Genomic DNA, 12,435 nt, shown 5'->3' with positions numbered 1-12,435 from the left:
CGAAGATCCAGCGCTTCCGACAGCAGGAGGAATCGGTTAGCTGAGGCCGTTCCCTCCGGAAAGCGAGCGTCCGCAGATACAGGCAGATGCAACGTTATTCACTTAAAATGACTTTATCCACACTCTGAGGTGCCGATCGATTTTTTTCGATCGGCACCTTTATTAGTATTTCCCGAATGTCAGGAGCCGTTCAGAAGTAAATGCCTTCCGGCGGGAGCGTTCTGAAGTTCTTCCAGTGCATGAACAATTTCCTTGACGGATTCAGGATCGCTGCAGTCATAGGAATCAATATCCAGGTGGAGAACCGGACATTCCGTGAACGATTCGATCCATGTTTCGTATCTCGTATATAGGTCTTCCCAAAAAGATACAGGAGTGTCAATTTCCATTTGCCGGCCTCTGCTTTGAATCCGTCGCATGATGCTGTCAAAGGAACCGTTAATATAAACGAGTACATCCGGCTTAGGAAAATATGGATTCATGACCATCGCTTCAAACAAGGACTGATACGTATCAAAATCCCGATCGGACATATTGCCTTGATCATACTGAAGCTTCGCGAAAATACCGACATCCTCATAAATGCTCCGGTCCTGCACATATCCCAGCCCTTCTTCATGCATCGCTTTTTGCTGTTTAAAACGTTCGGCGAGAAAATACATCTGCAGGTGAAACGACCATTTTTTGAAATCAGCGTAGTAATCTTCTAAATAGGGATTACCATCCACCTTTTCAAATGCAGGCGTGAACTGAAGTGCCTCAGCCAGCGTTCTCGTTAACGTGGATTTACCGGCACCGACAGTACCGGCGAGCGTAATCAGGGATCGGCTGCTGAGCTTGTGCGGAATAGAGTTCATTATGTAACATCCTTTGCAATTGTAATTTTAAAATAAGGCTTGTTTTTTCTGTATAGCTTCATCGACCATGCCGAGAATCCGTTTAAAGTCATGCGGACGAGAAACAAAATCAAACGTATCGCCCTCAAGCGTAATGACTGGAATCTCCGGATACACCCGCTGATGGTCACGCATAAATTGATCATAGTCAGCAGACAGCTGTTCAAGGTAGGAAGGATCCATTGCCTGCTCCATCGCTCTGCCTCGTTTTTCGATACGCGCCAGCAGCGTTTCAAGACTCGCTCTTATATATACGATGACATTAGGACGAGGCAGGTCATCGGTCAGTATATGAAAGATGCGTTCGTATTTTTCAAGATGGTCATCCCGCAGCGTTTGCCTTGCAAATAAATGGTTTTTAAAAATATGGTAATCACTTATAACTGGATACCCTTTGACGAGTTTTTCTGAGTAGAGCTCTTCCAGCTGCTTGAATCGGTTACACAGAAAAAACATCTCAGTCTGGAAACTCCATTCCTCAATATCATCATAAAATTTTGAGAGAAACGGGTTTTCATCAACAATTTCCTGAAGCAGATGATAATCATAGTGCCTGCTGAGCATGGTAGCTAAAGACGTTTTCCCGGCACCAATCGGACCCTCTACAGAAATAAAGGGAGCATTATATTGTTTGGTCATAACATCCTCCTTTTGCGGCAGATATCATTTTATCATATCATGCTCCTTAGGCGTAGCTTCAGAATGGAGTTTCTGAATCTGTGTTTCAGCTATGTCATTACTTAACAGCAACAGGAATATATAGTATCCTTTAACAAGACAGAGAAAGACAGAAAGGGGTATTTTTATGGCAGCTGTAAAAATTGTTACGGATTCCACTGTTGATTTGCCTGCAGAAGAAATGAAAACGCTATCGGTAACTGTAGTTCCGTTAACGGTAACAATTGATGGCTCTTCCTATCAGGATGGGGTTGATATAACCGCAAAAGAATTTTTGGAGAAGCTGAAGCAATCTGACGATATGCCAAAAAGTTCACAGCCTGCAGCGGGTGAATTTAAGCAGGTTTACGATGAACTTGGTGCAGATGGGAGTGAAGTTATTTCCATACATATGTCAGCTGGTATGTCCGGTACATATAACAGCGCGGTTCAGGCTGCTGAAATGACAAATACGACCGTTCATACAGTAAATTCCGCATTTATATCCATCGCACTGAGCTTTCAGGTTAAAGAAGCTGTGGAGTTGGCACGCAAAGGCAAATCAGCGGAAGAAATTCTGGATCGTCTGGAACAGGTAAGAAAACGGACATCGCTTTACATTATGGTGGATACACTCGAGTACCTTGTAAAAGGTGGACGGATCGGACGGGGAAGAGCCCTTGTAGGATCCCTGCTGAAAATAAAGCCGATTGCATCTCTGCAGGACGGTGTTTATACGCCGGTTTCGAAGGTGAGAACGTACAGTCAAATGATTAAACAGATGAAACAACAGGTTGAAAATGACTGTAAAAATGCGTCTGTAAAAGGAATAGGTATTGCGCAGGCAGGAGCGGAAAAACTGGCTAGCGAACTTAAGCAATCGTTATCCGAAACTGATTTGCCAGACTACTTTCCGATAGTGGATACCACCCCGATCATCAGTACGCATACCGGACCCGGGGCGCTTGCACTGATGTACTATACGGATCCCTCGTCGGATACGGTGGAGAACCGTTAGTTGCGGGAAGGCATGAAGTCCGGTAAAATGTTACAAAATGTCGTGCAAGGGAGATGAAGACGTGAATCAGACAGGATTAGTGCTCGAAGGCGGCGGAATGCGCGGCGTGTTTACGAGCGGTGTACTCGAATACCTGCTTGAATCAAACATTCAGCTGCCTTTCGTCGTGGGTGTATCGGCCGGAGCGTGTAATGCCGCCTCTTATATATCCGGTCAGCACGGCAGGAACAGAGAAGTTACGATCGGGTATGCGGATCATCCGGAATATATTTCATTTAAACGTCTGCTTCGGCAGGGAGAACTGTTCAATATGGATCTCATTTTTGACACAATTCCAAATATTGAGCAGCCATTTCACTATCAGCAGTTTTTTTCATCCCCTCAGCAGTTTTATGTAGGGGTAACTGACTGCATCACAGGCGAAACGATTTATTATGAGAAGTCGGATGCAGGCCGGAATTTTAATCTGCTGCTTCGTGCATCCTCCTCTTTACCAATGGTAGCAAAGCCGGTCCCGTTTGAAGGGAGAATGCTGATGGATGGCGGAATCAGCGATCCGATTCCGCTCAAAAAGTCACTTGATGCCGGAAATAAAAAACACATAATTGTTCTAACCCAGTCAGCCGGATATCGAAAGCAGCCGGCTAAGCGGGGGATGTGGTATTTCAGGCGTAAATACAAAGGTTTCCCCGGTCTCATCCAGATTGTGGAAAATAGATATCGCTGCTATAACGATCAGCTCGATCAAGTTCAGCAATTAGAGCTGGAGGGGAAAGCTTTTGTCATCAGACCGGAGGATCTCAGCAGCGTTACGCGGACAGACCGAAATAAGGAACGGCTGGAAAAGCTCTATCGTCACGGATATGACTTAATGTATCGTCGCGAACAGGAGCTCAAGCAGTTTCTTGAAAAATAACGGCTAAGGCCGTTTTTTTTCGTTACATATTACGTGACACGAAATAATAAAAAGCAGATTGACTGACATGCAGCTGATACAGATTGAGGCTGTGCAGAACGACTGATGCATGAAAGAAGGTTCCGTATGAACCAGGTTAATAAAAATTTAGTTGTTATGTGGGCTGCAAACTTTTTTATTGCTGCCAGTGCCACGATGGTGCTGCCTTTTCTGGCGCTGTATTTAGATACGTTCGGAACATACTCGGATGCATTTGTTCAACGCTGGGCAGGGTTTATTTTCGGGATTACATTTTTAATCGCTTTCTTTGTTTCCCCTCTGTGGGGACGCTTCGGCGATCGGTTTGGAAGAAAGCCGATTCTCGTTATGACTGGGTTTGGAGTAGCAGTATCGCTGTTTCTGATGGGATATGTTTCGAGTGTATGGGAGCTCTTTTTATTAAGGGCTTTTATGGGGCTGGTAACCGGCTTTATTCCTACCTCTATGGCGTTAATATCAGCTCAGACTGCACGTGAAGAAGCCGGGAAGGTACTCGGCACTCTGCAGATGGGTACCGTCTCAGGAAGTTTGTTTGGTCCTGTTATAGGCGGACTGCTTGCGGACAGTGTCGGTTTTTCTTACACGTTTATTATCACATCGATCGTTATTGCCTGTGCTACACTGCTTGTGTTAGGCGGGGTTCAGGAACAGAAGGCACCTGAAAAAAGTGCTAAGTACGAATCGATGAGCATGCTGGATGTCATAAAGTTAATTTTGAGAAGCCGTATGTTAGTAATGGTAATGGTTCTCTCGTTTGCTGTTCAGACTGCGAATTTCAGCATTCAGCCTCAACTTGCCCTGTATGTCAGCATGTTTGCAGATCCTGCGAATGCAGCACTGCTCGGAGGACTTGCTTTCTCTGTTACCGGGCTTGGCAATTTGCTGGCTTCACGAATATGGGGCATTCAAGGGGATAAATTTGGTCATGATAAGATCCTGCTCATTTGTTTGATCGGCGCAGCTGTGACGTTTCTGCCACAGGCATTCATCACAGATCTGTGGCAGCTTATCGTCTTAAGGTTCCTGTTCGGTATTGCTATAGGAGGTATAATCCCTTGTGTGACAGCATACATCCGTCAGGCAGCGCCGCTTGAATTGCAGGGAGAGGTGCTGGGCTACAACCAAAGTTTTCGCTTTCTTGGAAATGTTGCAGGTCCTGTTATCGGCGGCCTTGCAGCGGGTGCATTTGGTATCACCTCTGTCTTTTATCTGTCAACAGGACTTATGGGAGGCATGGCCGTCTTATTTTATGTTATGTATATAGTGGATCAATCAAAAAGGAGGCGCAGACATGCTTCTTAGCTTAAAAGAAAAAAAGATTCTGCTGAAGCTGATTACGAAAGAACAGAGGAAACTATTTGGACAGGGAGCGAATAAAGAAGAGTTGAAATCGCTTGAAGAGAAAATCAGACAGAGTATGAGAAATGAAAAAACGAACGAAACAAAGCCGGAAAAACTTTAATTGTTCCGACTGCTTTGGCTGCGGTATACTGATGTAGGAGTATGCCGCTGCATGAATAGCAGCGAGTACAATGGGGGACATTAACAGTGAAAAAGGTTTGGGAATTATTAAAAAAACATCATATCCGTACCGTAATCGTCATCACGATCGTCGTAAATGTACTTATCGTTATCCTCTCTGCTATGCCGGGATACGCAGGAACGCTGCCGGTGTGGGTGCAGGGACTTCCACTTCTGAACGCTGTGCTTAACTCGTTTACGTTTATGTTTTTACTCTGTGCCCTGCTTGCCATACTCAAACGTAAAATTACGCTTCATCAGCGCTTTATTTATGCTGCTTTCTCTACGACAGCTGTCTTTCTGATTTCTTATGTAATCTTTCATTTTATGGCTGAATCAACGCCCTATGGAGGAGACGGACTGCTTGCCGGTATTTACTATTTTATTTTAATTACACATATTATTTTAGCGGCAGTTATTGTACCTCTTGCTTTAATGAGCTTCTTTACGGGTATAAAGGACATGAGGGCGGTTCACCGCAAATGGGTCCGCTGGACAATGCCGCTTTGGCTTTATGTAAGTTTCACTGGCGTCGTTGTCTATGTCATGATTTCCCCATACTACTCATTTTAGGAGGCAGTTTTATGAAACAAATTGAAGCAGTCATTTTTGATCTCGACGGCGTACTGATCGACACAGCAGAATATCACTATGTAGCATGGAAAAATCTGGCCGCTGACATGGGGTTCGAGTTTAAACGGGAAGATAACGAACGTTTGAAAGGAGTCAGCAGGGAAGAGTCGCTGCGTATTTTACTTGAAACCGGAGCGGTAGAGAAAACAGAGGCAGAGAAACAGGAGCTTGCTGCGAGAAAAAATGAAGCTTACCTGAAATCCATTCAGGGATTAACCGAAGAAGATCTGCTGCCCGGCGTTCGCGGATTCTTAAGAGAGCTGCAAACATTTAACGTACCGTTTGCCCTCGGGTCTGCAAGCAGAAATGCTTCGGTTATTCTCGAAGGAACCGGAATCAGTCCATTATTTGCAGCAGTTGTAGATGGAAATGATCTGGGGAAAGCGAAGCCTGATCCGGAAGTATTTTTAAAAGGTGCTGAAAAGATGGGTATCGCTCCGGAAGCATGCGTTGTGTTTGAAGATGCACAGGCCGGAATCGATGCAGCCCGGGCGGCAGGAATGAGAGTGGTCGCAGTTGGATCGCCTGAAATGCTTACGGGAGCGGATTTTTATATATCAAACCTCAAAGATATCACCTTTGCTGGTTTAAAAAGAGAGCTTGGTGTTCCGTCTTCCTGATCATCATCTGATGAGTAAGCCGGCAGCTTTTTAAAAGCTGCCGGCTTACTTACTTTTTTTTGCTGAATGATGGCTGCTCGATTTTAATTGAAAAACACGCCGGTTAAGGCGGGTTTTCTTCGTGAACAATTAATTGTCATCCATTGTGGAAAGATCCCCGGTTGGCTCATCAAGCTCCCAGGCTTTTAATACGCGTCGCATAATTTTACCGCTGCGTGTTTTTGGAAGTTTATCCTTAAATTCGATTTCGCGCGGTACTGCATGAGCAGCGAGCTCGGTTTTAATAAATTTCCGAATTTCCTCTTTCAGTTCATCAGACTCCTCTTCACCTGATCGAAGGGCAATAAATGCTTTTATAATATGTCCGCGGATTTCATCAGGCTTGCCGATTACGCCAGCTTCTGCGACAGACGGATGCTCAACAAGCTTGCTTTCGATTTCAAAAGGTCCGACCCGTTCGCCGGCAGTCATGATCACATCGTCGTTACGGCCTTGGAACCAGAAATAGCCGTCTTCATCGCGGTAAGCTGTATCACCGGACACATACCAGCCTTCGATAGCAAAATACTCATTAAATTTTGGTTCGTTATTCCAGATTTTTCTCATTTGTGACGGCCAGCCGGCTTTGATTGCAAGGTTGCCCATTTCATTTGGAGGCAATTCGTTACCGTGATCATCAATGATAGCTGCATCCACACCCGGGATCGGCCTGCCCATCGAACCAGGTTTAATCGGTTCAGACGGGTAATTACAAATCAGCATTGCGCCTGTTTCCGTCATCCACCATGTGTCGTGAATGCGATGCTGGAAAACGTCCCAGCCCCAGCGGACGACTTCAGGATTCAATGGCTCGCCTACGCTTAAAATGTGTCTGAGCGAGCTGAGATCATGTTTATCCAGCGTTTCTTTTGGTGCAGCCATAAGCATCCGGAATGCAGTAGGTGCACTGTACCAGACAGTAACATTATATTTATCAATCGTTCCGTACCAGTCATCTGGTGAAAAACGTCCGCCGCGGACAACATTGGTAGCTCCGTTCAGCCAAGGGCCGAAAATTCCGTATGACGTACCAGTCACCCAGCCAGGGTCAGCAGTACACCAGTACACGTCATCCTCACGCAGATCAAGCACCCATTTAGCCGTCTGGTAGTGCTGCAGCATCGCATGATGAACGTGGTATACACCTTTAGGTTTTCCGGTAGAGCCTGATGTATAGTGCAGGATAAAGCCATCTTCGAGATCAACCCATTCCAATGCACTGTCATCCGTTGAAGCCGCTTTCATTTTCTCGTCTAAAGAAATGAAAATGTCGCCGGCAGGAAGGTCCTGCTCTCCTGCTACGATAATACGTTTCAATGCAGGAAGGTCATCGTGCGGTATGCGGGAGACTAGATCCGGTGTCGTTACGATCGTCGTAGCTTCACTGTCTTCAAGGCGCGCCCGGACAGCGTCCTGCATAAATGCCTCGAACAGCGGGCCGACTACAGCGCCGACTTTAATAGCGCCCAAAAGAACAAAATAAAGCTCCGGTGAGCGGGGCATAAAGATGAAGATCCGCTCGCCTTTTTCGACTCCCATTTCTTTAAACATATGGGCTGCCTGATTCGTTTTATCTTTCATATCCTGAAATGTGTAGCGTTCTTCCCGCTTAGCATCTGAATAAAGAAGAGCGGTTTTGTTACCGCGTCCTTCATCTACATGCCGGTCAATTGTTTCATAAGCTATATTAACCTTACCTGTCCTGTGCCAGGAAAATGCTTCTTTTGTCTGCTCCCAGTCAAAGGATTCTCGCATTTTCTCATAGTCTTCAAGCTGGTATGTACCTTGTTGCGCTTCTAAAACTTCCATGCGGACACCTCCAGTAAATGTTAATACCTACATAGCCATCATAACGATATCATTCAGAAAATTCAATCGTTAGTAATGTTTTTTCTTTCCAAAAACGCTGTGTTCTTGATTTTAAACGAAAAAATAGGTAACGTTAAAGATGGATTTTATCCATTGTAAGTGTTTACATATTATCTCCCGGGAGGCGTTCGAACGTGGCATTCAGAACAGAGAAAGATACTTTAGGTGACATCCAGGTCCCAGCTGACAAATGGTGGGGGGCACAGACACAAAGAAGCACAGAAAATTTTAAAATCGGTACAGAAACAATGCCCCGCGAGATTACCGATGCATTCACCGTGCTGAAAGAAGCGTGTGCCGCGGCTAATGCTGATCTCGGTAATATGGAATCTGAGAAAGCTGATATGATTCAGGCGGTTTGTCAGGAGCTGCGGGAAGCGAAGCATTACGACCATTTCCCTCTTGTCGTATGGCAGACAGGAAGCGGCACGCAGTCAAATATGAATATGAATGAAGTAGTTGCTTTTCGGAGCAACGAAAAATTCCGCAGCAGCGGCGCTGAGACGTCCATTCATCCAAATGATGATGTAAACAAATCGCAAAGCTCCAATGATACATTCCCAACAGCTATGCATATTGCGGCATTGCAGGAAGTACATGACAGGCTTCTGCCAGCGCTTAAGCAGCTGAAAACAACGCTTCGTCTAAAGGCTGAACAGTTTGATGATGTAATTAAAATAGGACGCACGCATCTTCAGGATGCCACACCTTTAACACTCGGGCAGGAGATGAGCGGCTGGGTGCATATGCTGGAGAAGTCAGAAGAAATGATTCAGCAGTCCTCTGAGCAGCTCCGTCACTTGGCAATCGGCGGTACAGCCGTTGGTACCGGAATTAATGCACACCCGGAGTTTGGAAAGAGGACGGCTGATCATATTTCCAGAATCACCGGCGTAACATTCCACTCATCTGAAAATAAGTTTCATGCTTTAACGAGCCACGATGAAATCGTTTATGCACATGGTGCATTAAAAGCACTTGCTGCAGACTTAATGAAAATTTCCAATGACGTGCGCTGGCTTGCAAGCGGCCCTCGTTCCGGAATCGGAGAAATCACAATTCCGGCAAACGAACCGGGCAGCTCGATTATGCCGGGTAAAGTAAATCCGACTCAGTCTGAAGCGTTAACGATGGTTGCTGTTCAGGTGATGGGGAATGATGCTGCGATTGGCTTTGCAGCGAGTCAGGGAAACTTTGAACTAAACGTTTTTAAACCGGTCATCATTTATAACTTCCTGCAGTCCGTGCGATTGCTTGCTGACTCGATGCTATCTTTTGATGAAAAATGTGCAGCAGGGATTGAAGTAAATGAGGAGATCATCGAAAAGCACGTTCGTAATTCTCTTATGCTTGTTACAGCGCTGAACCCGCACATTGGATATGAGAAAGCTGCAGAAATTGCAAAAACGGCATTTGCAGACAACAGTACGCTGAAAGAAACAGCTGTCAAGCTCGGCTATCTAACCGAAGAGCAGTTTGATGAATATATCGATCTGGAAAAAATGGTAAGGCCAAAAGCATAATGATACCCGTAATCGATCTTCATTGTGATGCGCTGCTGCAGCTTCATACAATGCAGCCGCCATCATTTGAGAGCAGTCAGCTTGCTGCATCAGGTCCGGCATTAAAGAGCGGCGGCACGAAGGTGCAGTTGTTCGCCATATTTATCGAACCTGAAACGCACAGCGAAACAAAATTCATTCATGCACTGGAGCAGGCAGAACTGTTTCATGAGGTTGTCTGTCGTTATCCGGACGTAAAAACTCTTCGTCGATGGGAAGACGTCCGCTTTCTGCAGCCTGGAGAAACAGGTGCGGTCCTGACGCTTGAAGGCGTTGATGCGATTGGCGGGGACATCGGCAAACTCAGAACGCTGATTCAGCTTGGTCTGCGTTCGTGCGGCCTGACGTGGAATGATGCCAACTTAGCTGCCGATGGTGTGGGAGAACCGCGTGGAGGAGGATTAACGCTGTTTGGGCGGGAAATTGTCAGTCTGCTGAACGAACAAAAGCTCTGGACGGATGTCTCCCATTTGTCCAGACGCGGATTTTTCGATCTGATGAAAGATGCAGCGTTTCCCGTAGCTACACACTCGAATGCAGATGCTGTTCACCCGCACGCAAGAAATTTAGACGATGAACAACTGAAGGCGTTGTTTGACCGACAAGGCTTGTGCGGAGTTGTTTACAGCCCCGAGTTTATTGGAGGCGGTACAGAAAGGCTGTTAAGGCATGTGGATCATATGCTTGAAATCGGCGGAGCAAAATGTCTGGCACTAGGCTCTGATTTTGACGGCTTAACGGAATACCCGGACGGATTGGAAAACGCCTCCTGTCAACAGCTGCTCACGAAACTGCTGGAACAGGAATTTGGCAGAGAAACAGCAGAAAACATTTGCTGGAGAAATGCAGAAGCGTACATGCTTCAGTCTACATGAAAGCTGCGGCTGCCTGTTTAAGGCAGCTGCTTTTTATGGATGCCTAAGCTAGACGCGGAGAAGGATGGCTCCACTTTTACAGCGCTCTGAGACGTCATAATATTATTTAAGGGCTCAGCACGGATTACATGCCTTGCAGCTGTCATCATGATAGGATTGAGCAAAGGAGGCGGGGTATATGGAGAAGAAAGCTACATTTGCCGGAGGCTGTTTCTGGTGTATGGTAGAACCATTTGAAACACAGCCGGGAATAGAAAAAGTAGTCTCCGGATATTCGGGAGGCACGACAGCAAATCCAACGTATGAAGAAGTCTGCTCAGAGACTACCGGGCACCTTGAAGCGGTTGAAATTACGTATAATCCTGACGTCTTTTCTTATGAAAGGCTGCTGGAGCTGTTCTGGCAGCAGATTGACCCGACAGATCCCGGAGGTCAGTTCCATGACCGCGGTGAATCGTATACAACCGCTATTTTTTATCATGACGACGAGCAGAAGCAGCTGGCAGAAGAATCAAAGCGCAAGCTGAACGAAAGCGGCATGTTTTCAAAGCCTGTCGTTACATCTATCCGCCCTGCGGAGCCGTTTTACGAAGCTGAGGCGTACCATCAGCAATACTACCGCAAGCATCCGCTTCATTATAAAATGTATAAGAAGGGCAGCGGAAGACAGGACTTTCAGCTGAAACACTGGAGGGATCGGGCATGAAACGAGATTTAAAGCAGGAATTAACGGACATGCAATACAAAGTAACACAGCAGGACGGTACCGAACCGCCGTTTCAAAATGAACTCTGGGATTTTTTTGAGGATGGACTTTATGTAGACATCGTATCCGGCGAGCCATTATTTTTATCAACGGACAAGTTTCACTCTACGTGCGGATGGCCGAGCTTTACAAAGCCGGTGCGTGAAGATGCAGTTCTGGAGAAAACGGACACGACGCATTTCATGGTCAGAACGGAAGTAAGGAGTGCCGGAGCTGATTCCCATCTCGGGCACGTGTTCCCGGATGGACCTCCGCCGGGAGGGCTGCGCTACTGCATCAATTCAGCTTCTCTGCGTTTTATCCCGTTCGATGAATTGGAAAAGGAAGGATTCAGCGAATATAAAACGTTGATTGAAGCAGGGCATGCGACGTAAGCATAGAAGGCTGTTGAAAAAGTCTTTCAACTTACATGTTTAGTCGGTTGGTTGTATTTCCCATCTGCTTACCGAGCCTGCCGTGGGCAGGCCTTCAGCTATTTCTCAGGGTGAGCCCTGTATGCCTTGATGTCGTTCGCAGATCTGAACGGCACTGGTTTTCAGGCTGCGTTGATTCCACGGCCACACCGGCCACATCGTGGAAACGACTCTGATTCTTAGAGAACAATGTCACGATAGGCAGATGCGACGGCTTTTTTTAATTTTATCATGAATCCGATGAGACTGGCACCTCTATTCAATATTGAAACGTCTCACCGGGAAGGTTTATCTGTATGGAAGCCGATCGTGCAATCCTAACCAGGTACGTGACACGCACTGCCAGCTGCCTACATCGAAGGGCTTCGACTCCGGGAGGATCAGAACGAGGCGAAAGCCGAGCCCGTTCCCTCCGGAAAGCGATTGTCCGCAGATACAGGCAGATGCAACGTTATTTACCTAATATGACTTTATCCACACTCTGGAAGGGGCTGTCCCATAAGTCGATATTATCGACGGGACAGCCCCTTTTTTATGTGTAGAAAAAATTTATAGAAGGAAACAGAAAAAAATCGCCGAACCTGTGTGTAAGCGACAAAACCAACACCACC

13 protein-coding genes are annotated in these 12,435 nt (G+C 46.2%); 10 read left to right on the top strand and 3 right to left on the bottom strand.

Going from position 1 to position 12,435, the window contains the following annotated elements; genetic code table 11:
- Positions 1-179 precede the first annotated feature (179 nt).
- Both HCN83_RS17560 and HCN83_RS17555 read right to left on the bottom strand, forming a co-directional pair.
- Positions 180-857, bottom strand: a complete 678-nt coding sequence (locus HCN83_RS17560) for a deoxynucleoside kinase (RefSeq protein ID WP_168009681.1) — start codon at positions 855-857, stop codon at positions 180-182.
- A gap of 27 nt (positions 858-884) precedes the next feature.
- Positions 885-1,535 (bottom strand): deoxynucleoside kinase, encoded by a 651-nt coding sequence (locus HCN83_RS17555; protein ID WP_168009679.1) that lies wholly within the window; start codon positions 1,533-1,535, stop codon positions 885-887.
- A gap of 166 nt (positions 1,536-1,701) precedes the next feature.
- Here HCN83_RS17555 and HCN83_RS17550 point away from each other — a divergent pair, with 166 nt between their 5' ends.
- The 6 genes from HCN83_RS17550 to pgmB all read left to right on the top strand — a co-directional run bounded on the left by HCN83_RS17550 (position 1,702) and on the right by pgmB (position 6,300).
- Complete coding sequence (locus tag HCN83_RS17550; protein WP_168009677.1) at positions 1,702-2,571, top strand: DegV family protein; 870 nt, start codon at positions 1,702-1,704, stop codon at positions 2,569-2,571.
- A gap of 61 nt (positions 2,572-2,632) precedes the next feature.
- A complete protein-coding gene (locus HCN83_RS17545) occupies positions 2,633-3,487 on the top strand; it encodes a patatin family protein (protein WP_343033768.1) in 855 nt (284 codons plus the stop codon).
- Positions 3,488-3,613: 126 nt separating this feature from the next.
- Complete coding sequence (locus HCN83_RS17540) at positions 3,614-4,828, top strand: MFS transporter (RefSeq protein WP_168009673.1); 1,215 nt, start codon at positions 3,614-3,616, stop codon at positions 4,826-4,828.
- Complete coding sequence (locus tag HCN83_RS17535; protein ID WP_168009671.1) at positions 4,818-4,988, top strand: hypothetical protein; 171 nt, start codon at positions 4,818-4,820, stop codon at positions 4,986-4,988. The genes HCN83_RS17540 and HCN83_RS17535 overlap by 11 nt, the downstream gene beginning before the upstream one ends.
- An 86-nt stretch (positions 4,989-5,074) precedes the next feature.
- Complete coding sequence (locus tag HCN83_RS17530; RefSeq protein WP_343033767.1) at positions 5,075-5,620, top strand: DUF420 domain-containing protein; 546 nt, start codon at positions 5,075-5,077, stop codon at positions 5,618-5,620.
- Between the two features lie 11 nt (positions 5,621-5,631).
- A complete protein-coding gene (gene pgmB / locus HCN83_RS17525) occupies positions 5,632-6,300 on the top strand; it encodes a beta-phosphoglucomutase (RefSeq protein WP_168009669.1) in 669 nt (222 codons plus the stop codon).
- A 129-nt stretch (positions 6,301-6,429) separates the two neighbouring features.
- On the opposite strand, the gene acsA is transcribed toward pgmB, so the two are convergent.
- The gene (acsA, locus tag HCN83_RS17520; RefSeq protein ID WP_168009667.1) at positions 6,430-8,148 is read right to left on the bottom strand and encodes an acetate--CoA ligase; all 1,719 of its coding nucleotides are present in this window, start codon (positions 8,146-8,148) and stop codon (positions 6,430-6,432) included.
- A gap of 194 nt (positions 8,149-8,342) precedes the next feature.
- On the opposite strand from acsA, the gene fumC reads away from it, so the two are divergent.
- The 4 genes from fumC (at position 8,343) to msrB (ending at position 11,785) form a co-directional block, all read left to right on the top strand.
- Positions 8,343-9,731: a class II fumarate hydratase gene (gene fumC, locus HCN83_RS17515; RefSeq protein ID WP_168009665.1), complete on the top strand. Its 1,389-nt coding sequence runs from the start codon at positions 8,343-8,345 to the stop codon at positions 9,729-9,731.
- The gene (locus HCN83_RS17510; protein ID WP_168009663.1) at positions 9,731-10,645 is read left to right on the top strand and encodes a dipeptidase; all 915 of its coding nucleotides are present in this window, start codon (positions 9,731-9,733) and stop codon (positions 10,643-10,645) included. The genes fumC and HCN83_RS17510 overlap by 1 nt, the downstream gene beginning before the upstream one ends.
- A 178-nt stretch (positions 10,646-10,823) precedes the next feature.
- Positions 10,824-11,351 carry a peptide-methionine (S)-S-oxide reductase MsrA gene (gene msrA, locus HCN83_RS17505; protein WP_168009661.1) on the top strand — a complete coding sequence of 176 codons (528 nt, stop codon included), beginning with the start codon at positions 10,824-10,826 and terminating at the stop codon, positions 11,349-11,351.
- A complete protein-coding gene (gene msrB / locus HCN83_RS17500) occupies positions 11,348-11,785 on the top strand; it encodes a peptide-methionine (R)-S-oxide reductase MsrB (RefSeq protein WP_168009659.1) in 438 nt (145 codons plus the stop codon). The genes msrA and msrB overlap by 4 nt, the downstream gene beginning before the upstream one ends.
- Positions 11,786-12,435 lie beyond the last annotated feature (650 nt).

Source organism: Alkalicoccus luteus, from assembly GCF_012034335.1.
GTDB classification, from domain to species: domain Bacteria; phylum Bacillota; class Bacilli; order Bacillales; family Salisediminibacteriaceae; genus Alkalicoccus; species Alkalicoccus luteus_A.
This window is presented reverse-complemented; position numbering and strand designations above follow the sequence as displayed.